Annotated in this window: 24 protein-coding genes; 13 read left to right on the plus strand and 11 right to left on the minus strand. The window is 72.1% G+C overall.

The annotated features are described in order from the left end of the window. The first annotated feature begins 93 nt into the window (after positions 1–93). The 5 genes from ACSIH6_RS22675 to ACSIH6_RS22695 are packed head-to-tail and all read left to right on the plus strand — an operon-like array spanning position 94 to position 3,865. Positions 94–642 (plus strand): RNA polymerase sigma factor, encoded by a 549-nt coding sequence (locus tag ACSIH6_RS22675; RefSeq protein WP_435110325.1) that lies wholly within the window; start codon positions 94–96, stop codon positions 640–642. Continuing rightward, entirely contained in the window at positions 639–1,553 is a 915-nt protein-coding gene (locus ACSIH6_RS22680; RefSeq protein WP_435110326.1) for a hypothetical protein, read from the plus strand. Before ACSIH6_RS22675 ends, ACSIH6_RS22680 begins: the two co-directional genes overlap by 4 nt. Further along, positions 1,550–2,194 carry a hypothetical protein gene (locus ACSIH6_RS22685; protein ID WP_435110327.1) on the plus strand — a complete coding sequence of 215 codons (645 nt, stop codon included), beginning with the start codon at positions 1,550–1,552 and terminating at the stop codon, positions 2,192–2,194. Before ACSIH6_RS22680 ends, ACSIH6_RS22685 begins: the two co-directional genes overlap by 4 nt. Continuing rightward, positions 2,191–2,967, plus strand: a complete 777-nt coding sequence (locus tag ACSIH6_RS22690; RefSeq protein ID WP_435110328.1) for a hypothetical protein — start codon at positions 2,191–2,193, stop codon at positions 2,965–2,967. The genes ACSIH6_RS22685 and ACSIH6_RS22690 overlap by 4 nt, the downstream gene beginning before the upstream one ends. Before the next feature lie 4 nt (positions 2,968–2,971). Further along, on the plus strand, positions 2,972–3,865 hold the full coding sequence (locus ACSIH6_RS22695) for an ABC transporter ATP-binding protein (RefSeq protein ID WP_435110329.1): 894 nt from the start codon (positions 2,972–2,974) through the stop codon (positions 3,863–3,865). 86 nt (positions 3,866–3,951) lie between these two features. Here the strand turns inward: ACSIH6_RS22695 and yicI are convergent, their stop codons facing one another. From yicI to ACSIH6_RS22720, 5 genes are all read right to left on the minus strand, one after another. Next, positions 3,952–6,285, minus strand: a complete 2,334-nt coding sequence (gene yicI, locus ACSIH6_RS22700; RefSeq protein WP_435110330.1) for an alpha-xylosidase — start codon at positions 6,283–6,285, stop codon at positions 3,952–3,954. A 58-nt stretch (positions 6,286–6,343) separates the two neighbouring features. Next, positions 6,344–7,252: a carbohydrate ABC transporter permease gene (locus ACSIH6_RS22705; protein WP_435110331.1), complete on the minus strand. Its 909-nt coding sequence runs from the start codon at positions 7,250–7,252 to the stop codon at positions 6,344–6,346. Next, a complete protein-coding gene (locus tag ACSIH6_RS22710) occupies positions 7,249–8,199 on the minus strand; it encodes a carbohydrate ABC transporter permease (protein ID WP_435110332.1) in 951 nt (316 codons plus the stop codon). The genes ACSIH6_RS22705 and ACSIH6_RS22710 overlap by 4 nt, the downstream gene beginning before the upstream one ends. Then, a complete protein-coding gene (locus ACSIH6_RS22715) occupies positions 8,196–9,443 on the minus strand; it encodes a sugar ABC transporter substrate-binding protein (RefSeq protein ID WP_435110333.1) in 1,248 nt (415 codons plus the stop codon). Before ACSIH6_RS22715 ends, ACSIH6_RS22710 begins: the two co-directional genes overlap by 4 nt. Before the next feature lie 130 nt (positions 9,444–9,573). Next, entirely contained in the window at positions 9,574–10,596 is a 1,023-nt protein-coding gene (locus ACSIH6_RS22720; RefSeq protein ID WP_435110334.1) for a LacI family DNA-binding transcriptional regulator, read from the minus strand. A 264-nt stretch (positions 10,597–10,860) separates the two neighbouring features. Here ACSIH6_RS22720 and ACSIH6_RS22725 point away from each other — a divergent pair, with 264 nt between their 5' ends. After that, complete coding sequence (locus ACSIH6_RS22725) at positions 10,861–12,819, plus strand: aconitate hydratase (RefSeq protein WP_435110335.1); 1,959 nt, start codon at positions 10,861–10,863, stop codon at positions 12,817–12,819. A 52-nt stretch (positions 12,820–12,871) separates the two neighbouring features. Here the strand turns inward: ACSIH6_RS22725 and ACSIH6_RS22730 are convergent, their stop codons facing one another. After that, a complete protein-coding gene (locus ACSIH6_RS22730) occupies positions 12,872–13,831 on the minus strand; it encodes a sulfite exporter TauE/SafE family protein (protein WP_435110336.1) in 960 nt (319 codons plus the stop codon). A gap of 257 nt (positions 13,832–14,088) precedes the next feature. Between ACSIH6_RS22730 and ACSIH6_RS22735 the strand changes: the two genes are divergently transcribed. The 4 genes from ACSIH6_RS22735 (at position 14,089) to ACSIH6_RS22750 (ending at position 17,294) form a co-directional block, all read left to right on the plus strand. Beyond that, positions 14,089–14,634, plus strand: coding sequence for a histidine kinase (locus tag ACSIH6_RS22735; protein ID WP_435110337.1), 546 nt, complete (start codon positions 14,089–14,091; stop codon positions 14,632–14,634). An 83-nt stretch (positions 14,635–14,717) separates the two neighbouring features. After that, positions 14,718–15,515 carry a DUF4097 family beta strand repeat-containing protein gene (locus tag ACSIH6_RS22740; protein ID WP_435110338.1) on the plus strand — a complete coding sequence of 266 codons (798 nt, stop codon included), beginning with the start codon at positions 14,718–14,720 and terminating at the stop codon, positions 15,513–15,515. A 22-nt stretch (positions 15,516–15,537) separates the two neighbouring features. Continuing rightward, positions 15,538–16,506 (plus strand): ATP-binding cassette domain-containing protein, encoded by a 969-nt coding sequence (locus ACSIH6_RS22745; RefSeq protein ID WP_435110339.1) that lies wholly within the window; start codon positions 15,538–15,540, stop codon positions 16,504–16,506. Then, positions 16,503–17,294, plus strand: a complete 792-nt coding sequence (locus tag ACSIH6_RS22750; protein ID WP_435110340.1) for an ABC transporter permease — start codon at positions 16,503–16,505, stop codon at positions 17,292–17,294. Before ACSIH6_RS22745 ends, ACSIH6_RS22750 begins: the two co-directional genes overlap by 4 nt. Positions 17,295–17,337: 43 nt before the next feature. Here the strand turns inward: ACSIH6_RS22750 and ACSIH6_RS22755 are convergent, their stop codons facing one another. After that, on the minus strand, positions 17,338–17,943 hold the full coding sequence (locus tag ACSIH6_RS22755) for an acyl-CoA-like ligand-binding transcription factor (RefSeq protein WP_435110341.1): 606 nt from the start codon (positions 17,941–17,943) through the stop codon (positions 17,338–17,340). 84 nt (positions 17,944–18,027) lie between these two features. Here ACSIH6_RS22755 and ACSIH6_RS22760 point away from each other — a divergent pair, with 84 nt between their 5' ends. Continuing rightward, positions 18,028–18,888 (plus strand): SDR family NAD(P)-dependent oxidoreductase, encoded by an 861-nt coding sequence (locus tag ACSIH6_RS22760; RefSeq protein WP_435110342.1) that lies wholly within the window; start codon positions 18,028–18,030, stop codon positions 18,886–18,888. Between the two features lie 97 nt (positions 18,889–18,985). Here the strand turns inward: ACSIH6_RS22760 and ACSIH6_RS22765 are convergent, their stop codons facing one another. From ACSIH6_RS22765 to ACSIH6_RS22775, 3 genes are read right to left on the minus strand one after another with little or no spacing between them, the layout of a single operon-like run. Next, positions 18,986–19,147, minus strand: coding sequence for a hypothetical protein (locus ACSIH6_RS22765; RefSeq protein ID WP_435110343.1), 162 nt, complete (start codon positions 19,145–19,147; stop codon positions 18,986–18,988). Positions 19,148–19,195: 48 nt separating this feature from the next. Further along, on the minus strand, positions 19,196–20,332 hold the full coding sequence (locus ACSIH6_RS22770) for a sensor histidine kinase (protein ID WP_435110344.1): 1,137 nt from the start codon (positions 20,330–20,332) through the stop codon (positions 19,196–19,198). Beyond that, positions 20,329–21,003, minus strand: coding sequence for a response regulator transcription factor (locus ACSIH6_RS22775; RefSeq protein WP_435110345.1), 675 nt, complete (start codon positions 21,001–21,003; stop codon positions 20,329–20,331). Before ACSIH6_RS22775 ends, ACSIH6_RS22770 begins: the two co-directional genes overlap by 4 nt. A 284-nt stretch (positions 21,004–21,287) precedes the next feature. Between ACSIH6_RS22775 and ACSIH6_RS22780 the strand changes: the two genes are divergently transcribed. Both ACSIH6_RS22780 and ACSIH6_RS22785 read left to right on the plus strand, forming a co-directional pair. Then, positions 21,288–22,832, plus strand: a complete 1,545-nt coding sequence (locus ACSIH6_RS22780; protein WP_435110346.1) for a trypsin-like serine protease — start codon at positions 21,288–21,290, stop codon at positions 22,830–22,832. Positions 22,833–23,053: 221 nt separating this feature from the next. Further along, on the plus strand, positions 23,054–23,821 hold the full coding sequence (locus ACSIH6_RS22785) for a DUF2637 domain-containing protein (protein WP_435110347.1): 768 nt from the start codon (positions 23,054–23,056) through the stop codon (positions 23,819–23,821). 18 nt (positions 23,822–23,839) lie between these two features. Here ACSIH6_RS22785 and ACSIH6_RS22790 read toward each other — a convergent pair whose 3' ends face one another. Beyond that, on the minus strand, positions 23,840–25,915 hold the full coding sequence (locus ACSIH6_RS22790; protein WP_435110348.1) for a hypothetical protein: 2,076 nt from the start codon (positions 25,913–25,915) through the stop codon (positions 23,840–23,842). Between the last annotated feature and the right edge of the window lie 135 nt (positions 25,916–26,050).

Below are 26,050 nucleotides of genomic sequence, written 5' to 3' on the forward strand. Positions count from 1 at the left end.
CCCCCCCCCCCCCCCCCCCCCCCCCCCCCCCCCCCCCCCCCCCCCCCCCCACCACCCCACCCGCGGCCCCCGGCGAGCGTGAAGGAGGAACAGGTGGACGCGGACTCCACCCTGCTCGCACGCGTCGCCTGCGGTGACGAGCACGCGCTGCGCCGCCTCTACGAACGCCACGCCGCCGACATGCTGCGCCTGCTGCGCCGCCTCACCTCCGACACCGGGACGGCCGAGGAGATCCTCCAGGAGGCGTGGCTGGCGGTGTGGCGCTCGGCCGGTGGCTACCGGGGCGAGGCGTCGGTGCGCGCCTGGCTGCTCGGGATCACCCGGCGCAGGGCCCACGACCGTCTACGCAGGGCCGCGCTCACGACGGTCGACGTCGACGAGGCGCCCGAACCCGCTGACGTCCGCGCCGACGTCGAGGGGCAGGTGCTGGCCACCCTCGGCCACGAGGCGATCATGGCCGCCGTCCGCCGTCTGCCGACACGGTCCAGGGAGGTCGTCGTGCTCGCCTTCGTGGACGGCCTGCCCTACCGCGACATCGCCGAGGTGCTCGGTGTGCCCGTGGGCACCGTCAAGAGCCGTATGGCGCACGCCCGCGCACGCCTGGTGCGCTCACTGCGGAACGAGGGGACCGAAGGGACATGAGACACCTCGACGACGAGCAGATCCTTGCCGCGGCTCGCGCCGGGCACGCCCCCTTCGGCGCGGAGGTCGCGTCGCACCTCACGGAATGCGCGCACTGCCGCCGCAGGACGGGCGAGGCCGAGGCGCTGCGCGACGCGGTCACCGCGGTCGAGGCCGAGGACGTCCCCGCCTTCGACGTCGCCGTCCCGGCCTTCGACGCGCTCGTGCTGCCCGAACTGCGTCGCCCGGCCGATCCCGTTCCGGTGGCCGCTCCGACCGCGACGGCGTCGTGGCGGCTCACCACCGCGCTGGTACTGCGCCAGGCCCGTCTGGTGCCCGGTGCGCTGTGGCCGCTGACCGCTTCGGGGTTCGTGGCGCTGCTGTTCCTCGCCTGGAGCTTCGGTCCGTTCATGGGATCGGCCCTGTTGGGACCGGGGATCACCCTCCTGGTGACGATGGGGGCCCTCGCCGTGTGCGAGCCGCGCCGTGATCCCCGGCGGGAGGTGCTCCACTCGATGCCGGTGCCGCCCGTCGCGGTGTGGCTGGCCAGGTTGGCGCTCGTCGTGGGCGTCGACCTCGTCACCGCCACACTGCTCACCGTCGTGGTCGGGCGACTGCCGGGGGATGACGCCGGTGTCGTGCACCTGGTCACTCTGTGGCTCGGTCCGGCCCTGCTCACGGCGGCGCTCGCCGCGTTCGGCGCGGTGTGGCACTCCCCGATGGTCGGAGCGGCGCTGGGGGGCTGCGGATGGCTGGCCGGGGCGGCCGCGGCCATGGGCGACCTGCTGCCGGTGCCCGGGGTCCTCCTCGGGGTGATCGCGACCGCGTGGACCACCAACGTCGGCACCCTGACGGCGGCGCTGCTGCTGTTCGGGCTCGCCGCGTTTCTCGTCACCCGTCCCCGACACGGCCTCTGGGGAGGTGCGGTGTGACCGGGAACCGCGTTCCCCGAACGGTCTCGCTGCTGTGCCACGAGTCGCGTCGCTGCGGCCCCGCCGTCTGGGCGCTGCCGGTCGCCGGGGTCGCGGCGGGCCTGACCGTGCTCCTGTTCCCTCCGATGGCGCGGCCGGTCCTGCTCCTCGTCTCCTGCGTCGCGCTGGCCGGCCTCGCGGCGTTGTGCGTCGTGGCGGTGATCGGCAGGGAGCGGATGTGGGAGCTCCACTCGTCCACGCCGGTGCGGGTCCCGGTCATGGTGGCGCGGCGGCTCGCGATCGTGGCGGTCCTCGCCGCGGTCGCGGGTGCCGCGGCCGGGGGGATCGCTTCCGTCCCCGGCGCCAGGGCGGAGGGGACGGCCGTCATCGTGGCCGGAGGAGCCGAGTCGGCCGTGGCCGTGTCGTGCACCACGGCGTTGCTGGCCGGAGTCGCGCTGTGCGCGTGGGCGCGGTGGCACTCGGTCTCCGCGGCGTCGGGCGCGCTGATCGCGGTGTGGCTGGGCTACGCCCTCCTCTGGGCGGTCAACGTTCCCCCGGAGGTGGACCGGCCGGTCTGCGCCCTCGCGGGAGCACTGCTGGTCTGGTGCGGGCTGAGGTCTCTCGACGATCCCGCCCGGGTCCTGGCGAAGGAGGCGGTGTGAGAGGGATCGCGGCGGTCGTCCGCTACGAGGCACGCATGGCCGTGCGGGCCAGGGGCGTGTGGATCGGAATGGTCCCGGTGTCCCTGCTGGGGCTGGTCATCGCCCACGCGCCACTGACCGGACAGGAGAGCGCGCGGCTCAACGCCGGAGCGATGGCCGAGGCCCTGACCCTCCTCGTGCCCGTCGGCGTCGCCGTGGTGCTGGCCGACCGGTTGCGCCGCGGCGGGGCCACGGGGCTGGACGAACTCCTCGACACCACGCCGCTGAACGGTACGGTCCGGACCACCGGCGTCCTTGGCGGCGCGCTCGCCGTCGCGCTCCTCCCCGTCCTGGCCCTGGTCGCGGCCCTGGGCGCGGTCATCACGGTGCGCACGGGTGACGCCATGGCACTGGCGTGGGCGGCACTGGGTTTCCTGCTCGTCGTGCTGCCCGCCTGCGTGTGGATGACGGCGTTGGCCTCGCTGCTGGGACTGGTCCTGCCGGTCACACTGGCCCGGTTCCTGGTCGTCCCGCTGTGGTTCTGGGCCGTCAGCTGGAACTACACCCTGCTGTGGGTTCCCACCCCGGTCGGTACCGTCCTGGTCCCCGGCGGCGAGTACCCGGCCCAGGCGTGGTTCGGCACCACCCCGGTCTGGGCCGGACACGGACAGGCCGAATGGCTCAGCCCGGCTCCCGACGGTGCGGTGACCGGCCTGGTGAACCTCGCGTGCGTGCTGCTGGGCACGGCCCTGATGGTCGGTTGCGCGCGCCTGATCATGATGCGGAGAAGGTGATCCGATGGACGTCACCGTCAACGGCCTGACCAAGACCTTTGGCCGGCACACGGCGCTGGACGCGGTGGACCTGGAGTTCGGCGCAGGGATGATCGGCCTGCTCGGCCCCAACGGGGCAGGGAAGACCACCCTGATGCGGCTGCTCACCGGTGTCCTGCGGCCCTCGTCGGGGCGCGTCACCGTCGGCGGGCACGACCTCGGCGACCGGGCCGGGCGCGCCTCGGTCAAGCGGATGCTCGGTTACCTGCCTCAGCACCTCGACCTCTACCCCGACCTCAGCGCCCGCGAGTTCCTCGACTACGTCGGTCTGCTCAAGGGAATCGACGACAGACGGGCCCGCCGTGCCCAGGTCGAGGCCCTGCTCGACCAGGTCGGCCTGGCCGACAGCGCCAGGCGGCGCTTGGGCGGCTTCTCCGGAGGGATGAGACGGCGGGTGGGCATCGCCCAGGCGCTCATGGGGGATCCCCGGCTGCTGGTCGTGGACGAGCCGACCGTGGGCCTGGACCCGGAGGAGCGTATGCGTCTTCGTGCCCTGCTCGCGAGCCTGGGCGGGCGGCGCACCGTGGTGCTGTCCACGCACATCCTCGACGACGTCGCCCAGACCTGTTCTCGGGCCGCCGTCCTGGTGGCGGGCCGGATCGTCTACGACGGTTCGACCTCGGGCCTCACCGCCTTCGCGGAGGACCGCACCTACCACGTCGACACGGGCGGACCCCAGCCCGTCGGGGACCTCTCCGTCACCAACGCCGCGTCCACCGGGGACGGTATGCGCTACCGCGTCGTCACTGACACTCCCTCCGCGGAGGCCGTTCCCGTCGCCGCCACGTTGGAGGACGGCTACGCCGCCCTGATGCGCGACGCCCGCGCGCCCCGGGAGGAGACGGACGCCGACGCCTGACCCGCCGCGCGTGACGGAGGAGGCCCCCGGCGCGCCGGGGGCCTCCTCCTGCGTCGGGGCGCTTCTCCCCTCTCCTGAGACCCGCCTCAGGTCAGGCGGACGCCGACGCGGGCGGTACCGGCCGGGACCGACACGAGGACGCCCCGGTCGGTCTCGGTGGCCTCCGCGCCGGGACCGTCGGTCTCGGCCCCGCGCACGCCGACCAGCAGCACCCGCCACCCGTGGGCCGGAGCGGCCTCGGCCTCCACGGTGACCCCGTCCCCCGAGCGCTCGGTCCGGAAGACCGCGGCGGCGGAGCCGTCCGCGGACGGCACGACCGTGCTGGACGCCGGGGCCGCGTCCCCGGCCCCGTACACGTGCAGGGTCAGCCCGTCCGTGTAGTCGTAGTCGGGACGGTCGTCCACCGCGCCGACCGGCAGGACCGCGTGCGGCCGCACCAGCAGGGGCAGGGAGTCGAACCCGTGGGTCTCGCGGCGCCAGGCCGGGCCCCGCACCGTCTCGCCCGTGAGCAGGTGGGTCCACACGCCCTCGGGGACGTAGTACTCCACGGAGCCGTCCGGGCTCAGCACGGGGGCGACCAGCAGGTCCTCGCCCAGCATGTACTGCGTGTCCAGGTGGTGGCAGGTCGGGTCGTCGGGGAACTCCAGCAGCATCGCGCGCATCATGGGCGTCCCCTCCCGGTGGGCCTGCACGGCCGCTCCGAACAGGTAGGGCATGAGCGTGCACTTGAGCCGGGTGAACACGCGGGCCACCTCGGTGGACTCCTCGTCGAAGTCCCACGGCACCCGGTAGGAGCGGCTGCCGTGCAGCCTGCTGTGCGAGGAGAGCAGGCCGAACGCGAGCCACCGCTTGAACACCGCGGCGTCGGGGGTGCCCTCGAAGCCGCCGATGTCGTGGCTCCAGAAGCCGAACCCCGACAGCCCCAGGGACAGGCCGCCGCGCAGGCTCTCCGCCATCGCCTCGAACGTCGAGGCGCAGTCGCCGCCCCAGTGCACCGGGAAGCTCTGGCCGCCCGCCGTGGCCGAGCGCGCGAAGAGGACGGCCTCCCCCTCACCGCGCTCGCGTGTCAGCAGGTCGAACACCGTCTCGTTGTACAGGTGCGTGTAGTAGTTGTGCATGGCCTGCGGGTCGGAGCCGTCCGACCACACGACGTCGGTCGGCACCCGCTCGCCGAAGTCGGTCTTGAAGCAGTCCACACCCATGTCGAGCAGGGCCTTGAGCTTCCCGGCGTACCACGCGCGGGCGTCGGGGGACGTGAAGTCGACCAGCGCCATCCCCGCCTGCCACATGTCCCACTGCCACACGGTCCCGTCCGGCCGCCGGACCAGGTGCCCCAGCCGGGAGCCCTCCTCGAACAGCGCCGACCGCTGGGCGATGTAGGGGTTGATCCACACGCAGGTCCGCAGCCCCCGGGCCCTGAGCCGGGAGAGCATGCCCACGGGATCGGGGAACAGCTCCGGGTCCCACTCGAAGTCGCACCAGTGGAACTCGCGCATCCAGAAGCAGTCGAAGTGGAACACGCTGAGCGGCACGCCCCGCTCCGCCATGCCGTCGATGAAGCGGTTGACCGTGTCCTCGTCGTAGGAGGTGGTGAACGACGTGGACAGCCACAGCCCGAACGACCACTCCGGCGGCAGCGCGGGGCGGCCGGTGAGCGCGGTGTAGCGGGCCAGGATCTCCTTGGGACTCTCCCCGTGGACGACGTAGTAGGTCAGGGCGTGGTCCTCCACGCTGAACTGCACGCGGCCCACCGACTCCGAGCCGACCTCGAACGACACCGGGCCCGAGTGCGCCACGAACACCCCGTAGCCCCGGTTGGTCAGGTAGAACGGCACGTTCTTGTAGGCCTGCTCGCTGCTCGTGCCGCCGTCGGCCTGCCAGATGTCCACGGTCTGGCCGTTGCGCGTGAACGGCGTGAACCGCTCGCCCATGCCGTACACGAGCTCGCGGATCCCCAGCGACAGCTGCCCCAGCATGTGGTGGGAGCCGTCCGCGTCCTCCACGAAGGCGGTGCCCTTGGCGTCGGAGCCGGTCAGCACGGCGCCGCCCGCGCGGAACTCCATCCGCCAGGGGCCCTCGGTGGCCACCCGCAGCGACAGGTCCCCGCTGGTCAGCTCCACCGAGGAACCGTCCCGCTTCACGGAGGGCGCGGCGCCGGGGTCGCCGCGCACGTCGAACTCCGGCGCGCGCCGGACCGAGCCCGCCAGGTGCGTGGTCCGCACGCCGATCACGCCGGGCGCGGGCGACCAGCAGTCCACCGTGATCAGCGGTGTGTTGAGCGTGTCCCCCCGGTGCCCGATCGGGCGCACCGGGGCGTAGAGGGTGAACCGGTCGTCGTGCACCCGCACGTCGCGGGCCTCGTGCGCGCGGTTGGCGCGCACTCCCTCCCTCATCTGCCAGAAACCGTCGGTGAACTTCATGGGCGGCCCTTCCCTGTCGTCGTGGTCTCGGTTCGCCGGTGGTGCGGGCGGCGGCGGGTCACTTGATCGACCCCCCGGAGATCCCGGCCGCCACGTATTTCTGCGCGACGACCAGGAGCACCGCCGCGGGGATGGAGGAGAGGACGGCCACGGCCATGACGGCGCCCCAGTCGCCGACGTGCGCGCCGATGTACTCGTAGATGCCGAGCGTCACGGGCTTGACCGCGTCGGTCGTGTTCAGCGTCAGCGCGAACAGGAAGTCCGACCACGCGAACAGGAAGGTGAACAGGCTGCCCGTGATCAGCGCGTTGCGGCTCATCGGCAGCACGATCGAGACCAGCACGCGCAGGCGTCCGCCGCCGTCGAGCATCCCGGCCTCCAGCACCTCCTCGGGGATGGACACCATGAACGCGCGCAGCAGGACGATCGTGAAGGGGATTCCCAGGGACGCGTCGGCCAGGATCAGCCCGAGGTAGGAGTTGACCAGTTCCAGATCGACGTAGGCGTTGTACAGCGCGTTGGCCACGACGATGCCCGGGACCATCTGGGTGATCAGGGTGGCGAACACGACCGTCTCCGCGCCGCGCAGTCGGAACCGCGCCAGGGCGTAGGCCGCCGGGGTGGCCACCAGCAGGCAGACCGCGACCGCGCCGAGCGCCACCAGGATCGAGGTGAGCAGGTTGCCCGCCTGCGACTCCCAGGCCCGCTGGAAGTTGCCGAGGTCGAGCGTGCGCGGGAACCATCGCAGCTCCACCATCGCGGCGCCCGGTTGCAGCGCCGTGTTGACCATCCAGTACAGCGGGAACAGCAGCACGGCCAGGATCAGGACGCCGAACACGGCGCTCACGGCGTCGCCCCGCGCCCTGCGCGTCATGAGCGGGCGCCGGGGCCGCGCGGCGGCCGGTGCCCCGCCGCGCCGGGTCGGGCCCGCCGGGGCGGGGGCGGTGCTCTCGGGTGCGGCGCTCATCGGGTGACACCTCCACGGTTGGCGCGCAGGTAGATGACCGCGAACACCATGCTGACGAGGATCAGGACGTTGCCGACCACGGCTCCCTGGCCGAAGTCGAGCTGGAGGAAGGAGAGCTGGTAGGTGAGGGTGCCCAGGGTCTCCGTGGAGTGCGCCGGGCCGCCGTTGGTCAGCGCCAGGATCAGGTCCAGGATCTTCACGGTCGACATGAAGCCCAGCACCAGCACCACGGTCACGACGGGCCGCAGCAGGGGCAGGGTCACCCCGAAGAAGGTGCGCAGCGGGCCCGCGCCGTCGAGCACGGCCGCCTCGCGCAGCTCCGCGGGGATCTCCTGGAGCCCGCCGTAGAGGATCACCATGTTGAAGGGGATGCCGATCCAGACGTTGACCAGCACCACCGACAGCAGCGCGAAGTCGGGGCTGCTCAGCCAGGGCACGGCCGACGACGTGATCTGGAGCGCCTGGAGCGACTCGTTCAGCACGCCGGTCTCCTGGTCCAGGACCCGGCGCCAGACGGTGCCGGCCACCACCATCGGGATCAGCCACGGCAGCAGGAGCAGGGACCGCATGATCCCGGACAGCGGGAAGCGGCGGCTGAAGAAGACCGCGAGCGCCATGCCGATGCAGAACTGGCCCGCCAGGGACCCCAGCGTGAACAGGAGGGTGTGCCACAGGGACGCGCCGAACAGCTCGTTGGCGAAGACCGCCCGCCAGTTGTCCAGCCCGTTGAACGGCGCCTCCCCCGTGAAGTACGTGGAGAAGGTGTAGTCCTGGAAGCTCATCACCACGTTGCGGACCAGCGGGTACCCGAAGAACAGCAGCATGTACAGCAGCGCCGGGGCGACGAACAGCCACTTCGTGAGGTTCTGGTTCGTGGGGTTCCGGCGCCCGCGCGGCGCGGTCGTCGTCCTCGCGGTCGCCGTCGTTGTCGTCGTAGTCGTCGTCACGACCGGCCCTCCAGCTCCGCCTCGACCCGCGCCTGGGCGCGTTCCATGGCCTCCTGGGGGCTCGCCTCGCCGGTGAGCGCCGCCTGTAGCGCGGTGCCGACGGCCTGGGAGTAGGTGTTCCACTCGGTACCGGCGTACTCGGTCCGGCTGCGCGCCGTGCGCACCTGGTCCACGAACGGGGCCAGCTCCGGGACCAGGTCGCGGTACTGCTCGGCCGCCTCGGTGTCGACGGGCACGTTACTGCCCTTGGTCGACCAGTCCAGCTGAGCCTCAGCCGTGGTCAGGCAGGCCACGAGTTCGCCGGCCACGCGTTCGCGGTCGGGGTCCTCGCCGTTGACCGGCACGGTGAAGGTGGTTCCGCCGATCGGCGCGACCGAGGTGTCCCCGGCCTCGGGCACGGGGATCTCCGCCACGGCCCACTCCAGGTCGGGGTGCTCCTGGAGGACCGGCAGCTGCCAGGGGCCGTTCACCATCATGGCCGCGTTGCCCGCGATGAACTGGTCGTTGACGTCGGCCTGGGTCCAGTTGACCACCGAGGGGGAGATCGATCCCGCATCGACCAGCGAGGTGACGTACTCCAGCGCCTCCACCGACGCCGGCGAGGCGAGCTCCCTCTCGTCGCCGCCGTTGGACCACAGCCACGGCAGGAACTGGTAGACGCCGTCCTCGGTGGCCAGGGCGCTGATCGCGAGACCGTAGCGCTCGCCCCCGGTCAGCTCCGCGGCGGCCTCCTCCAGCTCCGCCCAGGTCCGGGGCGGGTCGATGCCCGCCTCCTCCAGGGCGGCCGTGTCGTAGAAGAGCCCCAGGGAGTTCACCGACCGTGCGGCGCCGTAGTACACGCCCTCGTAACTGCCGATGGAGAGCGCGCCCTCGGAGAGGTCCTCCGTGGGTATGCCGAGGTCCTCCAGCGGTACCAGGCCCTCGGCCGCCGCGAACTGCGGCAGGTCCGAGCCGTCGAGCGAGAGCACGTCGGGGAGCGAGTCGGAGGAGGCCATCCGCAGGGCCTTGGGCACGAGCTGGTCGGCGGGCACGCTGATCTGGCGCACCTCCACGCCCACCTGTTCGCCACAGGCGTCCATGGCCTCCCGGTCCCAGGTGTGGTACGGCTCGTCGGTGCTGGAGTTCATGACGGTGTACACGCTCGGGTCGCGCTCGGCCGCGCAACCGACGCCCGTCAGGGCGAGCGCCGCGGCGCAGGCGGCCGCCGACGCCGTTCGTAGTGGACGGTGTAGGTGTTCGTGCATGTCGGGGGGCCTCTTCGGCGGGGGTCGGGGGTCAGCGCGTCGGTCGCGTCGTGCCGGGGGCTGGCGCCGCCGGGGCCGCGACCGGCCGTCGGGTCCGGCGAGCGGGTCGTCGGGGCAGGTGGGGAAGGGGTCAGGCCGGGGGAGCGGTGACCGTCCCCCCGTGGGTGACCTCGGGTGGGATGAGTTCACTCCGTGCTCCGAGGAGGGCCGGGCTGCCGCGCGCGGCCTCGGCGGCCAGCCGGGTCACGGCGGCCGACATCCGCTCGACGGGCAGTTCGATCCGGGTCACGTCCAGTCCTCCGAGGTCCTCGGGGAAGCTGCCGATGGCCACCAGGGAGACGTCCCCCGGCACGTCGGTGCCGCGTGCGGCGAGGTGGCGCAGGACGCCGGGTACGGCGGCGGGGTGCTGGACGGCGAGCGCGGTGGGCGGGTGCCCGCCGTCGAAGAGCGCGTCCAGCCGCCGGTACAGCTCGGCGGGGTCCTTCGCCGAGGGCAGGACGCGCACGGGGACACCGAGTTCGGCGGCGGCGCGTTCGGCGCCGCGCAGACCGCGTACGGAGTAGCTGCGGCCCGAGGCGATGTCCTCCTCCACCGTCGACACGAAGCACAGGTCGCGGTGCCCGGCCCCGTGCAGCAGGCGCAGCGAGGCGACCGCGGCCTCCTCCCAGTCGAGGTCGGCCCAGGGCGCGGCGTCCTCGTCGGAGGGGCGGCCGAGGACGACCACGGGGAACCCCAGCGCGTCCATCGCGCCGATGCGGGGATCCTCCATCTCCACGCCCATGATCACCGCGACGTCGGCGAGCCTGCTGCGCGCGGCGCGCTCCAGCCCGTACGCCCCGGCGTCGTCGTCGCGGACGGTCAGGAGCAGCAGGTCGTAGTCCAGTTCCCCGGCGGCGCGGCTCAGCCCGTACATGAACCGCCCGCCGACCGGCAGGTAGCCGGACGAGGCCAGCGGCAGGGCCAGCGCGATCACGCGGGTGCGGGCGCTGCGCAGGGAGCGCGCGCCCGCGTTGGGGTGGTAGCCCAGCTCGTCGATGGCCGTCCGCACCGCGGTCCGGGTCCGTTCGGAGACGCTGCGGGAGCCGCTGAGCACGTAGGACACCGTGCTCGGGGCCACCCCCGCCGCCGCGGCGACGTCCTTGATGGTCACCATCGCGCTCCCTCCCCCTCATGGTTGTCGAAGCGCTTCGACAACCCGGCGTACGGATTTGTCGAATCGATTCGACTGGCGGGCACCATGGTAGGAACCACGCCCCCGTGTGACAACCCCCTCATCGGAAGATCCCTCGCGGGACGGTCGGACGGGCCGTCTCCGCCCGGCCGTTTCCGTCCCGTCGCGCACCGGACCGGCGGAGCCCCCGTTTGCCGCGCGCCCGTGCGGTCAGGGGCGGGGGGAGGCGGACGAGGGGAGATCGCCATGGGACGCGGAGTCGCGCGCAAACTGATCGACGCGCACCTGGTCGAGGGGGAGATGGCGCCCGGAGAGGTCATCGGGCTCTCCGTCGACCAGACCCTCACCCAGGACGCCACCGGCACCCTGGTGATGCAGGAGCTGGAGGCCCTCGGCCTGGACCGCACCCGGGCCGGGGTCAGCGTGCAGTACGTGGACCACAACCTGCTCCAGACCGACGAGAAGAACGCGGAGGACCACGCGTTCCTGCACTCGGCGGCGCGCCGGTACGGCCTGTGGTACTCCAAGCCCGGCAACGGCGTCTCCCACCCCACGCACATGCAGCGCTTCGGGGTGCCCGGCGCGACGATGGTCGGCTCGGACTCCCACACCTGCGCCGCCGGATCGCTGGGCATGCTGGCGGTCGGCGTCGGCGGCCTGGAGGTCGCCATGGCCATCGCCGGGCGCCCGCTGCGCGTCCGGGCGCCGCGGATCTGGGGCGTGCGCCTCACCGGCGAGCTGCCCCCGTGGACCTCGGCCAAGGACGTCATCCTGGAGATGCTGCGGCGGCACGGGGTCAAGGGCGGGCTCAACCGGATCATCGAGTACCACGGCCCCGGGGTCGCCACGCTCACCGCCATGGACCGCCACGTCATCGCGAACATGGGCGCCGAGCTGGGCGCCACCACCACGGTCTTCCCCTCCGACGACGCGGTGCGCGACTTCCTGCGCGCCGAGGGCCGTGAGGACGACTTCACCGAACTGCTGCCCGACGCCGACGCCGACTACGACGTGACCGACGGGATCGACCTGTCCCGGGTGGAACCGCTCATCGCCCGGCCCTCCTCGCCCGGCGACGTCGTCCCGGTCCGCGAGGTGGCGGGCACCGACGTCAGCCAGGTCGTCATCGGCTCCTCCGCCAACCCGGGGCTGCGCGACTACGCGATCGCCGCCGCCATGGTCAGGGGCCGCCAGACCGACAGCGCGGTCAGCTTCGACGTCAACCCGTCCTCGCGCCAGATCCTCTCCGACCTGACCCGCATGGGAGCGACCCTCGACCTCATCCAGGCCGGGGCCCGCATCCACCAGGCCGGATGCCTGGGCTGCATCGGGATGGGCCAGGCGCCCGCCGTCGGCCGCAACTCGCTGCGCACCTTCCCGCGCAACTTCCCCGGCCGCTCGGGCACCAGGGAGGACGCGGTCTGGCTGTGCTCCCCCGAGACGGCCGCCGCCTCCGCGCTCACCGGCGTCATCACCGACCCGCGCGACCTGGCCGGGGAGCTGGGCATGGCCCACCCCGACCTGAGGCTGCCGGAGCGGGCCACGGTCAACACCGCGATGCTGGTCCCGCCGCTGCCGCCGGAGGAGGCCGCGCGGGTCGAACTCGTCAAGGGGCCCAACATCTCCGCGCTGCCGGACTTCCCGCCGCTGCCCGACCGGATCGAGGCGCCGGTGCTGCTCAAGGTCGGCGACGACGTCTCCACCGACGAGATCTCCCCGGCGGGCGCCCGCGCGCTGCCCTTCCGTTCCAACGTCCCCCAGCTCGCCGAGTTCACCTTCACCCGGATCGACGAGGACTACCCGCGCCGGGCGAGGGAGGCGGGCCGCGAGAGCGGCCACATCGTGGTCGGCGGGGAGAACTACGGGCAGGGCTCCTCCCGGGAGCACGCGGCGATCACCCCCCGCTACCTGGGCCTGCGCGCGGTGATCGCCAAGTCCTTCGCCCGCATCCACTGGCAGAACCTCGCCAACTTCGGGGTCCTGGCCCTGCGGTTCACCGAGCCCGACGACTACGACCGCGTCGGCCCCGGCGACGTCCTCCTCCTGGACGGCCTGGAGGAGGCCCTGTCCTCCGGCTCCGAGCTGACCGTGCGCAACACGACCAGGGACGAGGAGTACCGGCTGGACCACCAGCTCTCCCCGGCGCAGGTCCAGGCGGTGCTGGCGGGCGGCCAGATCCCGCTGCTGGCCCGCGAGCTGGACTGACCCGCCCGCGGCCCGGGCCGGACGCCGTGACGCCCCGCGCCGGGGCTCCCCCTCAGGGAGCGGTGTCGGAGGACCGCTGCTCTTCCTGCTCCGTGCTCTGCTCCGTGTCCGGCTCCGGGCTTCCCTCCGAGACCGCGGGGGCGGTACGGCGCTCGACGAGGTGGGCGCGCAGCGACCAGGCCACGGCGCCGATCCACGCCGCCCACACGAGCACGTGGACGGCCGTCTGGAGTGCCGGGGGAGGGGACAGCCAGTCGGTGCCGAGCAGCGTCCGGGTGTTGGTCAGCACGATCAGCCCGCCGACCAGCGAGCCGAGGATCCGGGGCGGGATGTAGCGCACGATCCAGGCGGCGATCGGCGCGGCGATGATCCCGCTGACCAGCAGCGCGAGCACCCAGCCGACGTTGATCCCGGCCGCGCCCAGCCCGACGAGGAAGCCGAGGCTGGCGGCGAGGGCGACGATGAACTCGCTGGTGTCGATGGTGCCGACGACCTTGCGCGGCTCCATGCGCCCGCTGGCCAGCAGGGCGGGGGTGCCGACCGGGCCCCAGCCGCCGCCTCCGGTGGCGTCGACGAACCCGCCCACCAGCCCGAGCGGTGCCAGGAAGCGCCTGCGCAGGGGCTTGTCCAGGTTCCGGGTCGGGGTGCCCCACGCGGTGAAGCGGATGAGGATGTAGAGGCCGAGCGCGAGCAGGATGCCGGACATGACCGGCTGGGCGGCCTCGGTGGACAGCCAGCTCAGGAAGGTCGCCCCGGCGAACGAGCCGATCGCGCCGGGCAGCGCGATGCGCCGGACGACCTTCCAGTCGACGTTGCCCAGGCGCCAGTGCGAGACGCCCGAGGCCAGCGTGGTGCCGATCTCGGCGAGGTGGACCGTGGCCGAGGCCGCGGCCGGGTTGGTGCCGAAGAGCAGGAGCAGGGTGGTGGAGGTGACGCCGTAGGCCATGCCGAGGCTGCCGTCGACGAGCTGGGCGAAGAATCCCGCGACGGCGAGGATGACGAGCGTGCGCATGTGGGCCTTCCGGTGGGGAGGGATACGCGGGGACGGTGGAGGTCGGCGCGGTGCCCGGCCCCGGACCGGAGCACCCGGGGCCGGTCCGCCGTCGGTGCCGGATCCAGCGCCGTCCTGGCGACGGAGTTAAATCTACTATGTTGGTAGGAATAGTGGGCAAGCAGTGCGCCGGATGTTGGTGCGGGCGGGCGGGCGTGGTGTCGGGTTCGGGCGACGGGGGCTTGACATGACATCACTTACGACGCCATTATGACGTCATGGATCTGATGCCGTATGTCGACGAACTCCGCCGCCAACTCCAGGTGGCCGCCGAAGCCGGGGACGAGGACACCCGGGTCATCGCCGAGCGCCTCAGTGCGGCCCTGGAACCCGCCGCGCGGCTGACCCTGCTGGACGCGCTCTCCGCCGCCGCGGACGAGATCACGCGCGACCTCGCGCCCGGGTCGGTCGAGGTTCGGCTGCGCGGACGGCGGACCGACTTCATCGTGACGTCACCCGATTTCGAGGACGCAGGAGAGGGCGGCCTGGCGACGCCACAGACGCACCAGAGTGACGTCAGAGATGTCGACCGGTCCCTCGCGGACCAGCTCCGGGCCGACGCCGAGGACGGGGGCACGTCGCGGATCACCCTGCGCCTGCCCGACCGCCTCAAGCCGCACGTCGAGGAGGCGGCCCGCGGCGAGGGGCTGTCGGTCAACGCCTGGCTGGTGCGCGCGGTGACAGCGTCGCTCGACAGCGGCAGGCGCCGACCCGACACCCGGGCACGCCAGATCGGCCGCGGCTACACCGGCTGGGTCCGCTGACCGGATCCGGCCGCCGGACCCCCACCATCACCGCGTCTCCCACCAGCGGAGACGATCACCAGCGCCACGTCAGGGAGACAGCCATGCCAAGTTTCGACACCCCCGAACCCGTCACCGCCGACATCACCCTGGTCGCCGGAAACCTCCAGATCAGCGCCGGAGGCCGCACCGAGACCACCGTCGAGGTCCGCCCGCGCGACGAGGCCAAGGAGAGCGACGTGCGGGCCGCCGAGCAGGTCGAGGTCGACTACGCCGGAGGCCGCCTCCAGGTGAGGGACCCCCAGCCCTCGGGCCTGGGCCGCGTGATCGGACGCAAGGGCATGGTCGACATCACCGTCGAACTGCCCGCGGGCTCGCGCGTCCACGCCACCGGCGGATTCGGCGGCGTCCGCTGCGAGGGACCCCTGGGCGCGTCCGAGATCGCCCTCTCCCACGGCAACATCGCCGTGGACCGCGTCACCGGCAACGCCGAGCTCACCACGGGGTACGGCTGGATCCGGGTGGGAGAGATCGACGGCTCCGCCGTGGTCAAGACCACGGGCGGGGCCCTCACCCTCGGCACGGTGACCGGGGACCTGCGGGCCCACTCCGCGCACGGTGACATCACCGCCGACCGCGCCCTGGCCTCCGTCACCGCGCGCACCCACCACGGCAGCATCCGACTCGGCCAGGTGGTCCGGGGCGGCGTCGACATCGAGACCGCCTTCGGCGAACTGGAGATCGGCGTCCGCGAGGGCACCGCCGCCTGGCTGGACGCGGTGTCCAAGAAGGGCGTCGTGCGCAGTTCCCTGGAGGCCGCCGACACCCCCGGCCCCGCCGAGGAGACCGTCGAGATCCGCGCCCGCAGCGTCCACGGCGACGTCATGGTCCACCGGTCCTGAACAGACAGAGACGAGAGCGCACATGAACCAGCACACCCCCCATCCGGCGGCCGTCACGGTCACCGGACTGCGCAAGTCCTACGGCGACCACGCCGTGTTGGACGGCGTCGACCTGGAGATCCCCTCGGGAACCGTGTTCTCGCTGTTGGGGCCCAACGGCGCGGGCAAGACCACCATCGTCAAGATCCTGTCCACGCTGATCGGCGCCGACGGCGGTCAGGCCCGGGTCATGGGGCACGACGTGGCGACGGAGCCCGACGCCGTGCGCGCTGCGATCGGTGTCACCGGGCAGTACTCGGCGGTGGACGGCCTGCTCACCGGGCGCGAGAACCTGATGCTCATGGCGAGGCTGCACCGTCTGGGGCGGGCCCGCGCCGCCCGCCGCACGACCGAACTGCTGGAGCACTTCGACCTCGTGGACGCGGCGGGCAAGCCCGCCTCCACCTACTCCGGGGGCATGCGCCGCCGCCTGGACCTGGCGATGACCCTGGTGGGCGGGCCCCGGCTGATCTTCCTCGACGAGCCGACCACCGGCCTGGACCCGCGCAGCCGCCGGGACATGTGGCAGATCATCCGCGATCTCGTGGCCGACGGCGTCACCGTCTTCCTCACCACGCAGTACCTGGAGGAGGCCGACCAGCTCGCCGATTGCATCGCGGTCCTGGACCACGGCACGATCGTGGCCGAGGGCACAGCCGCCGAACTCAAGCGCCGCGTCCCCGGCGGCCACGTCCGCCTGCGCTTCACCGAGGCCGAGGCGCTGGAGTCGGCGGCCCGGGTCCTGGGCGGCGAGGCCGACACCGACGCGCTGGCGCTCAGGGTGCCCGGCGGAGGAGGGTTCGGCTCCCTGCGCGACCTCCTGGACCGCCTCGACACCGCGTCGATCACCCCCGAGGAGCTGTCGGTGCAGACTCCGGCCCTCGACGACGTCTTCCTCGCGCTCACGGGCCACCGGAGCGCCGACGACAACGCACGGAAGGCGAACCGATGACCACCCTCACCCACGCCGTCGGCGACTCGACCACGATGGTGACCCGCCAGTTGCGGCACATGCTGCGCTACCCGTCCATGACGCTGCTCCTGGTCGCGACGCCGGTCCTGCTCCTCCTGCTGTTCGTGTACGTCTTCGGGGGCGCGATGGGCCCCGGCGCGGGCGGGGCCGCGGCCAGCCGCGCCGACTACCTCGACTACATCGCCCCCGGGATCATGCTGATCGCGGTGGCGAGCGCGGCCCAGGGGACGGCCATCTCGGTGGCCATGGACATGACCGGCGGGCTCGTCGCCCGGTTCCGCACCATGGACATCGCCCGGGTGTCGGTCCTGACCGGCCACGTCGTCGGCAGCCTGGTCCAGTCGATGCTGAGCGTGGCCCTGGTCGCCGCGGTGGCGATGCTGCTCGGGTTCCGGCCCACCGCCGGTCCGGTGGAGTGGCTGGCGGCCGTCGGCCTGCTGGCGATGGTCTCCTTCGCCCTGACCTGGCTGTCCGTGGCGCTGGGTCTGGTCTCCCAGACCGTCGAGGCCGCGAGCAACCTGCCCATGCCGCTGCTCTTCCTGCCCTTCCTGAGCAGCGGCTTCGTCCCCACCGAGACACTGCCGACCGGCCTGCGCTGGTTCGCCGAGTACCAGCCGTTCACACCCGTCATCGACGCCCTGCGCGGGCTGCTGATGGGCACCGGGACCGGTGACAGCGGAGTCGTGGCGGTCGCCTGGTGCGCGGGCATCGCCCTGGTCTCCTACCTGTGGGCCAGGAAGCTGTACAACCGCGACCCCGCGGCCTAGCCGTACCGCTCGCGGCCGAGCCGTTCGGTGCGCGCTCTCGGACTCACTTCGGACAGGACGCAGCGCCCATGGCGCGGTCCAGGATCTCCGAGAGCGCCTGCGGCTGAGTGCTCGACGTCCACGCGGACAGAGCCGCCTCCACACAGCCAAGGGCGGCAGCGATCACGGCGTCGGCACGCGGGTCGGAGGCGTCGGCCGGATCAGCGCCGAGGCGACGGGCGATCTCGGGCCGGAGCAGTTCCCGCCAGCGATCGTTCTTCTCCCGGTGTCGAGCGGCCAGCGAGGGTGTGCTCACGACCAGTCGGGTGAGACGTCGGGTGCGTTCGTCGTGGGCCTCGTACTGCTCGATCAGTGTGTCGAGCGCACGCCGCATGGCGACCCAGGGCGCTTCGTCGAGTGGTCGGCCGGTGAGCGCTTCACTCAGGCGCTCACCGGCGTCCGCCGACTCACCGAAGAGGGCCTCCTCCTTGGAGGAGAAATACCGGAAGAACGTGCTGCGGGAGACCCCTGTGGCCCCGCAGATGTCCTCCACCGTCGTCTCCTCGTAACCGCGTTCGAGGACCAGATCCTGGACAGCCGTGGCCACCTCGGCGCGCATCGCCTCACGTGCTCGCGCCCGTATGCCGCGCGCAGCCTGGTTCGGACCCATGACTCCACGGTACTACAAACCATTGGTGGTACTGTATCTCACGAATGAGATTAAGTCCCATCAAAGGAAGGGTGCGAGGAAGCGATGAGCGATAACAAGGTGGTCGTCATCACGGGCGCGAGCGACGGCATCGGGGCAGCCGCCGCGCGGCGGCTGCGCGCGGACGGGCACACCGTCGTCGTCGTGGGCCGTTCGGCCGACAAGACCCGCGCTGTCGCCGCCGAACTCGAGGTCGACAGCTACGTCGCGGACTTCACCCGCCTCGACGACGTCGAGCGGCTTGCCAGTCGGCTCCGTGCCGCCTATCCGAGGATCGACGTGCTGGCCAACAACGCCGGCGGGGTGTTCGGTACCCGGACGAAGACGGTGGACGGCTTCGAGAAGATCTTCCAGGTCAACCACCTCGCGCCGTTCCTGCTCACACTGCGGCTCCTGGACACGCTCATCGCCTCGCGGGCGTCGGTGCTCCAGACCTCCAGCACGGTGAGGTTCGCCAAGGAGATCCACCTGGACGACCTCGACCACGATCGCGACTACGACCCGGTCCACGCGTACAGCGCGGCGAAACTGGAGAACATCCTGTTCACGACGGAACTCCATCGGCGCTACCACTCCAGCGGCCTTTCGGCGGCCTGCTTCTACCCGGGCAACGTCGCCACGAACTTCGCGTCCGACACCACCAGCCCTGTCATGCGCCTCATGCGCTTCCTCGGAACCAGGACACCGCTCGGGCACGTCATGTTGTCCACACCCGACCAGGGCGCGGACCAGATCGTGTGGCTCGCCGAGGGCGTCCCCGGAACGGACTGGCGGTCAGGGGCCTACTACTACAAGCGCAGGGCCAGTACGCCGCGCAACCCGCAGGCGGCCGACGCCGAACTCGCTCGCGGGCTGTGGGAGCGCTCCGAGGAACTCCTCGCGGCACGACTGTCCGATCCTGCGTAACGAACCCGTCCGAGCGAGTTCGGCCGTGCGCCCGGTCCCGGCGCCGATCCATGCCGGGGGCCGGGCCTCGCGAAATGGACGAGCCACAGCACGGGCGCTACAGGAAACCGTCGGTGGGCAGGCTCAACGTTCGGCGGACGCGGCTGCTCACCGAGCGCGTCGAGCAGACCACCGCCGAGGCGCTGGGCACCTTCGCACTGCTGCGCGACCCGGCGCAGCTGGCCGCGCTGCGCGCCGATCCCGCGGGTATGGACATCACCGGGGACACCGTCCTCGACGCGGAGCCGTTGGGCCGACGAGCGCCCCTCTACGGTGACGACGTGGGGTGGCCGCGCAGGCGGGGGAGCGTGACCGTGACGGTCAGTCCCCCGCCCGCGCGCGGTCGCAGGTCCAGTACGCCGCCGTGGACCTCGACCACCCGCGAGACCAGGGCCAGGCCCAGCCCGTGGCCCGGCTTGGCCCCGGACCTGCCCTGTCCGCGCAGGAAGGGTTCGTGCAGTCGGGCCACCGTCTGGGGTGTGTGGTGCTGCCCCGTGTTCTCGACCCGCAGGACGACGCCGTCGCCGGGGGCGCGGTCGGTGCTGACCGAAGCCGTCCCGCCCCTGCCCACGTTGTGGCGCAACGCGTTCTGCACCAGGTTCTGCGTGAGCTGGGTGAGCAGCGCCGGATCGCCGAGCGTCGGCGTCGGCGCCGACGCGAGGTCCAGCCGCACCCCGAGACGCTCGGCCTCCGCCGCGCTCTCGGCCACGACACCGCGGGCGATGTCGGCCAGGTCGACCGGTGTGGAGACGGCGGTCACGGCATTGGCGTCGGCCAGCCGGAGGAGGGCCTCCGTGAGCCCGATCGCCCGGGCGTTGGTGATGCTGAGCCGTTCGATCAGGCGCGGGTGGTCCTGCCCCTCCGGGTCACGGCGGGCCACGTCCAGCAGGGTCGCCGTCACGGCCAGCGGGGTCCGCAGCTCGTGGGAGGCGTTGGCGGCGAAGCGCTCCTGTGCCTCGAACGCGTTCTCCAGGCGGTCGAGCATGTGGTCGAAGGCGTCGGCGAGCTCGCGGAACTCGTCGTTGCGCCCGGAAAGCCGGACACGGTGTTCCAGCCGCCCCAAGGCGGCGATGCGCACGGCCTCGTTGAGCTGGCGCAGAGGACGGAGCACCCATCCCGCGAGGAACCACCCGCCGACGAGCCCGATCACGGCCAACACCACCAGCACGGCACCGGAGACCATGATGACGGCGTCGAGGATCTGCCCGCGCGTGGGGACGACCAGGCCGCCGGAGTCGCGCGGGTTGGCCGCGGTGAGCGGGTAGTCGGGGACGTAGCGCAGGACCACATAGACCCCGGCCATCACCGCCAGACCAGCCGCCACGAGGAACCCGGCGTAGCTCAGGGCCAGGCGCAGGCGCGCGCTGCCCCTCCTCCCGGGCGGGCCGGGGACGTGCGCGTTCACCGGTCGTCCCCGGGGACCGCGAGACGGTACCCGGCTCCGGGGACGGTGACGATGGGGTCCGGGCGGCCCAGGGCCCTGCGCAACTGCGACATCGTCACCCGGGGCGCGCTGGTGAACGGATCGGCGTTCTCGTCCCAGACCTTCTCCAGCAGCGTCTCGGAGCTGACCACGCCCCCTTCCGCCCTGATGAGCACCTCCAGGACGGCGAACTGCTTGCGGGTCAGCCCCAGACGGCGTCCGTCCCGGTCGGCCTCCCTGCGGTACGGGTCCAGGCGCAGGCCGCCCCATTCCAGTACCGGAGGAACGGACGCCGCGGGCCTCCTGGCGAGTGCGCGCAGGCGCACGACCAGCTCCTCCAGGGCGAAGGGCTTGGTGAGGTAGTCGTCGGCGCCCAGGGTGAACCCGCCCACCTTGTCCCGTAGCCGGGTCGCGGCGGTGAGCATCAGGACCCTGGTTCCGGGGTGGTCGCGGACGACCGCGGCACACACGTCGTCACCGTGGGTCCCGGGGATGTCCCGGTCGAGGACGATCGCGTCGTAGTCGTTGACCGAGGCGCGCTCCAGCGCCTGGTCGCCGTCGAGGGCGATGTCGGCGGCGATGGCCTCCTGGCGCAGCCCCGCCTGGAGCGCCTCGGCCATGAAGACCTCGTCCTCGACGATCAGCACACGCATGGTGTCCCCTCCTGCTCCGGCCGTTGTCACGTCCCGGCACGTCCCGCCGACGGTGCCGGGTTCCCACGACCCGGCTCCGTGGCCGTTCAGCATAGGTCGGGGCCTGTTGCGAAAACGTTGGGTGCCGGTACGCGCACGTGCGACGCCCCTTCCGGTCACCCGGTCGCCTCGCGTCCGGGTGGTGGACCCGCGCCTCCGCGGGGACGGCCCGGGCTCACGCGGGGGCGGTTCCGAGGACGAGGACGAAACATCCGCGCAACAACCGCCCTCCTACGGTCAGGCGCATGAGAAGTCGTACTCTCCTTTCCGGTCTCGTCCTGGCGGTGACCGCGACCGTGGTCACCGCAGTCCCCGCGCATGCCATTTTGGGAGGAGATCCGTCAACGCAGTCGTATGCGTTCATGGGCTCGTTCCAGCCGGATTACCCCGCGCCGCCGCGCCCGGACGGCCACGGGTGCGGGGTCGTCGTCCTGGCGCCCCAGTGGGTGCTGACCGCCAGCCACTGCGCCGGTAAGAACCCGACCAACGCGCAGGTGGGCGTTCCGCGGGGCTGGAGCGTCCGCGTCGGGTCGCCGGACTCCGACTCCGGAGGCGAGGTGGCCCGGGTCGACCACTACTACCGGTTGGCCACGAGCAGGGATGAGGGAGGGTTCTGGGGCAGGGACCTCGCGTTGATGCACCTGGAGCGCCCGGTCGAGGCCGAACCGGTGCCCATCGCCTCGGCCTCGCCACCGGCCGGAACGCCGGTGCGGATCATGGGCTGGGGGATGACGTGCGACGACACCGGGAACCCGGACTGCTTCCCGACACGGTTGCAGGAGGCCGACACCGTGGTGCAGCCGCTCTCGGTGTGCCCCGGCGCCGAGGCCGAGGGCGAGTTGTGCGTCGGCAGCAGGGACGGAAGCGTGGCCGCGGCCAACATGGACTCGGGCGGGCCCGCGCTGGTCCGCGAGGACGGCGCATGGGCGCTGGCCGGGGTGGTCAGCGGTCCCAGCGGGGACGGGGCGCCCACGCTGTTCACCGACGCCACCCGGCACACCGGGTGGATCGACGGCGTCGTCTCCGGTACCGACGTGCCCCCGGACGACGAGATCCCGGACGTGGAGGGCATGGTGAACCTCCAGGGCTGCGTGGGCTCGGTGGTGCGCACCCCGGTCTCGGAGCCGGACGCGCCAGCGCTGATGCTGACCAACGGCCACTGTGTACAGGAGGACTGGCCGGCGCCGGGAGACGCACTCGTGGACCGGCCCGCCGATCTGGAGGTGCCCATAGCCGATCCCCAGGGCTATCCCCGGGTCACCGCCCGGGCCGAGCGCCTGGTGTACGCGACGATGACCGGAACCGACGTCGCGCTCTACCGCCTGGACCGGACCTATGACCAGCTGGAATCGCGGGGGGCGAAGGTCTTCGAACTCGGTACCACCCCCGTGCGCCCCGGCGACGCGGTGACCATGGTCTCCCCCGGCACCCGCTCGGACTGCTCCGTCGAGGCCGTGCCCGCGCACCTGCGCGAGGGCGGCTACCACCAGGACGACCCGATCCGCTACGCCTCCGGCGAGGGGTGCCTCCCCTATCCCGGCCTGTCCGGCTCGGTGCTGTTGGCACCCGACGGTTCCACCGTCGTGGGCGTCCACAACACCCACAACAGGGACGGCGAGGAGTGCACCGACGACAACCCCTGCGAGGTGGACGCGGACGGAAACGTGACCTTCGAGCGGGGACGTGGTTACGGCCAGCAGGTCCACACGGTTCCGGCCTGTCTGACCGACCGTTCGGAGCTGGACCTGTCACGCCAGGGCTGCGCCCTCACCGGCGCGGCGTCCGTCTGAGCCACCCTGGTCGACTGGTCTGACGCGCCCTGGGCCGCGACGGAAATCCCGTTCGCGGCCCCGGCGCGGCTCACCACCCGGTACGCCCTCCGTCGCGATCCGGGCAACAAGAAAGGCCCTGTGAACAGGGCCTTCGTTTGTGTCCGAGGGGGGACTCGTCAGGTACGTACATGCCGCTGACCCTGTCCGCGGACCTGGCGTTGGACGGGCGGTGAGCCGGAATGGATTCCTCCCGCTGGTTCCGTTGGACCACCATCGCCGCCGTGCTGATGCTGGCCGTCATCGCGGCCGTGGTGTCCTACTCGCACATGTACGAACTCGCGCTGCGCCACGGTGAGCCCGAGTGGCGCGCCGCCCTGTTCCCGCTCTCGGTCGACGGCATGATCGTCGGCGCCTCCATGACGCTGCTCAGCGACGCCCGCAACGGCCGCAAGGGCGGCCTGCTGCCCTGGGCGCTGCTGATCATCGGCTCGGGTGCTTCCCTGGCGGCCAACGTCGCGGTAGCCGACCCGACGATGTGGTCGCGGATCATCCACGCCTGGCCGAGTTTCGCGCTGATCGGTGCGTACGAGCTGCTCATGCGCGAGTTCCGTACGGCCGCACGCGGCGTACGCAGTGCTGACGCAGCGGATGAGCAGATACGCCCTGCCGTGCCAGAGGAAGAGGAAACGGATCAGAACCCTGGGTCCAACAATGCTCTTGGTGAGGGAACGGCGTACACAGGTGTTCAGCCGCGTACGCATCTTCAGGTCGTCGAACCGTCGGAAGAGTTTCAGGGCGTGACCGCACCATCGGTTCAGACCGAGGCGTGGCGGTGGGCTTTGGACCACCGCGGCGATGGTGGTGAGTTGCCCAGTGGTCGGGAGATCGCTGCTCGGTTTGGTCGTAAGGAGCGCTGGGGCAGGTTGATCAAGCAGAAGGGACAACGAGGGCACCTCGGAGGTGGGGCTTCGAGCTTGATTGGACAGAGCCCTGCCGCAGCGGGATGAGGTGCCGCGTTCAGCCGGTCAACGGCGCCGTCTGCCTTTCTTGCGGCTCTTGCCGTGCGACCGCTGCGCACGGCTGTGGCCGATGCGAAAACCCGGCTTGCGCATTGTGTGCTCGGCGATGGCCTGGAGTTCGGCGATACCCGTCCGGTCCGGATGGTCGGAGGCCAAAGCCGCCGAGAGTGCCTCCTCGGCTTGCAGGCCCTGGTCGCGCAGTACCTCACTCATCCCTTCGGGCCCGGCCGTTTCCAGGAGTTGCAGCAGGCTCTCGGTGACCATGAGTAGGGACTCGGCCTCGGTCAGGTCGTCGGGGTTGAGAAGGCCCCGACGCACCAGGACGCTCAGAGCGGTGGGGGCCAGCGCCGCATCCGTACGCAGGTCCCGCACCAGGGCCTCACCGTCGTCGAGCGCTTCAGCGAGGACGTTCAGCATGGCGTCGGCGCGGGTGTGAAAGGGCGTGGCCCGTACCGCGTCGGTGAGCTCCTCCACCGCTGTGCGCGTGTCATCGCGGGCTGCGATCCACCCGGAGATCTCCGCGCGAGCGGAGTCCGGGTCATAGTGATCGGAGAGGACACCGAGGGCGCCGACGGCGGGAGCCTGCGCGAGTTCACCGATGAGTGGGGCGTCCCGGCCCTCGGCCAGCAGCCGTCGGCGTACGGATTGCGTTCCGAGTTCGGTGAGGCGAATCAGAGTGACCGGCCCCTTGGTGAGTTCCTCCCTTCGCTCTCGCGCCCGCTCGACAGCCTCTGGATCTGGGGCGGTAGGGGCGCCGAGGAGTTGGGTGAGCTCGGGCGGCATCCCCGCGGGCGGCTGGGGGAGCGCCTCGTCCATGGGCAGGTCGAGGAAGACGGGGTCGGCCATGCCCTGGTGGCATTCGACGGCTCCCAGGTCCTCCAGTGCGGCCAGTACATCGCGCAGGTCGCGGTCGGCGTGTTCCAGCCACATCATCCTGTGCCCGCCGGGCGCGTCCAGCTCGAACCGGGCCCGGTAGGCGAGGTGGACGGAGTCCCGCAGCCGGGGCCAGGGCATGGGGTACGGCAGGCTGTAGAGGGTGGCCAGGACATCGGACAGGACGTCCTCGTACACAGCGAAGAGCATGGACTCCACATGCCAGCCGCTGGCCCCGAGCAGTGGCCCGCGCAGCTTGAAGAACGCCTCGAAAGCGCGCCTCCACAGTGCGAGCGGGTCCCTCATCAGGGGCTCGGCCCTGGCCACCGCGTACAGCCGTCCCTTGACGACCCGCACCAGGCGGGCCGTCTTCGCCCACTCCAGGACGAGGTTGAGGCGCGGCAGGTCGGCGGAGGACCGTACCGAGGCGGTGACGTCGCCGGTGCCCAGCTCCTCCACCAGCGTGCGCGCGTCGGCCATCCGCAGCCTGCCGGTACTGGTGAGCACCCGGCCCTCCCGACCCGCCCACGCGGTCAGGCCGCGCAACCACCCCAGCACCGGTGAGCGTTCGGCCCGCTCACGTAGCGCCTCCTCGCTCGGGAGCTCGACGGGCAGTTGCGGCTCGGCCCGGTGAGCGGTGGCGGGGCCGTGCGTCAGGTGCCGCTGGACGATGGTGTCCAGCGCTTCGCGGTCGTAGGGCACATCGTCGCGCTGCGCCTGTTCCACGAAGCGTTGCATCGCCTGCTGGTCGAGGACGTCGACGCCCTGCTCGGCGGCGGTGGTGGCCCAGAACTTCGCCATGCCCCAGCGCCCGCGGTCGGCCATCGTTTCCGTGTGGCGGGGCGCTGCGGCGTCGACCGCGTCGAGGCTGTCGGCGAGGGAGGCCCCGCGGGGATCAAGGAGGTGGACCGTGTCCAGGTAGCGCAGCAGGGCACGCAGCGTTCCCGGGGCGTCGACGGGCCCCTGGCCGGGTAGCACGGTGAGGGTTCGCGGCAGCCACTGCGTCAGGAGTTCCTCGACGTGCCGCGGTTCCCACAGTCCCAGCCTGCCGTCGCGTGTGCCGCTGTGGCGGTAGTCCAGCGCGTTCTCGGCGATGAACGGATCGGCGTCCAGTCCCTTCTCCTGGGCCCACTGCTGGAACCGGTCGACGAGCAGTCCGCGCGTGGCCTCGTACGTGTCCTCTTCTTCAGGCCCGAAGAACATGCGCATGGGAAAAGCCGCCCCCGTCTTCCGCTGCTTGCTGCCGTTGCTCCCACGCTAACGGCTGGGCTGCCAGCGAGAGCCCTTTTCCGCCGCACACCGCCATGGCGTTTGGCCGATGCCCACACGGCGTACGGAACTCCC

The sequence above is a fragment of the Nocardiopsis synnemataformans genome, from assembly GCF_965343085.1.
Taxonomy (GTDB): Bacteria; Actinomycetota; Actinomycetes; order Streptosporangiales; family Streptosporangiaceae; genus Nocardiopsis; species Nocardiopsis alborubida.

Coding starts and splice junctions, on each gene's coding strand:
- ACSIH6_RS22760 (WP_435110342.1), top strand. CDS start 18,028: ATGAGCGATAACAAGGTGGTCGTCATCACGGGCGCGAGCGACGGCATC.
- ACSIH6_RS22750 (WP_435110340.1), top strand. CDS start 16,503: ATGACCACCCTCACCCACGCCGTCGGCGACTCGACCACGATGGTGACC.
- ACSIH6_RS22695 (WP_435110329.1), top strand. CDS start 2,972: ATGGACGTCACCGTCAACGGCCTGACCAAGACCTTTGGCCGGCACACG.
- ACSIH6_RS22755 (WP_435110341.1), bottom strand. CDS start 17,943: ATGGGTCCGAACCAGGCTGCGCGCGGCATACGGGCGCGAGCACGTGAG.
- ACSIH6_RS22785 (WP_435110347.1), top strand. CDS start 23,054: ATGGATTCCTCCCGCTGGTTCCGTTGGACCACCATCGCCGCCGTGCTG.
- ACSIH6_RS22720 (WP_435110334.1), bottom strand. CDS start 10,596: ATGGTGACCATCAAGGACGTCGCCGCGGCGGCGGGGGTGGCCCCGAGC.
- ACSIH6_RS22680 (WP_435110326.1), top strand. CDS start 639: ATGAGACACCTCGACGACGAGCAGATCCTTGCCGCGGCTCGCGCCGGG.
- ACSIH6_RS22725 (WP_435110335.1), top strand. CDS start 10,861: ATGGGACGCGGAGTCGCGCGCAAACTGATCGACGCGCACCTGGTCGAG.
- ACSIH6_RS22790 (WP_435110348.1), bottom strand. CDS start 25,915: ATGCGCATGTTCTTCGGGCCTGAAGAAGAGGACACGTACGAGGCCACG.
- ACSIH6_RS22730 (WP_435110336.1), bottom strand. CDS start 13,831: ATGCGCACGCTCGTCATCCTCGCCGTCGCGGGATTCTTCGCCCAGCTC.
- ACSIH6_RS22780 (WP_435110346.1), top strand. CDS start 21,288: ATGAGAAGTCGTACTCTCCTTTCCGGTCTCGTCCTGGCGGTGACCGCG.
- ACSIH6_RS22775 (WP_435110345.1), bottom strand. CDS start 21,003: ATGCGTGTGCTGATCGTCGAGGACGAGGTCTTCATGGCCGAGGCGCTC.
- ACSIH6_RS22735 (WP_435110337.1), top strand. CDS start 14,089: ATGGATCTGATGCCGTATGTCGACGAACTCCGCCGCCAACTCCAGGTG.
- ACSIH6_RS22745 (WP_435110339.1), top strand. CDS start 15,538: ATGAACCAGCACACCCCCCATCCGGCGGCCGTCACGGTCACCGGACTG.
- ACSIH6_RS22705 (WP_435110331.1), bottom strand. CDS start 7,252: ATGAGCGCCGCACCCGAGAGCACCGCCCCCGCCCCGGCGGGCCCGACC.
- ACSIH6_RS22740 (WP_435110338.1), top strand. CDS start 14,718: ATGCCAAGTTTCGACACCCCCGAACCCGTCACCGCCGACATCACCCTG.
- ACSIH6_RS22715 (WP_435110333.1), bottom strand. CDS start 9,443: ATGCACGAACACCTACACCGTCCACTACGAACGGCGTCGGCGGCCGCC.
- yicI (WP_435110330.1), bottom strand. CDS start 6,285: ATGAAGTTCACCGACGGTTTCTGGCAGATGAGGGAGGGAGTGCGCGCC.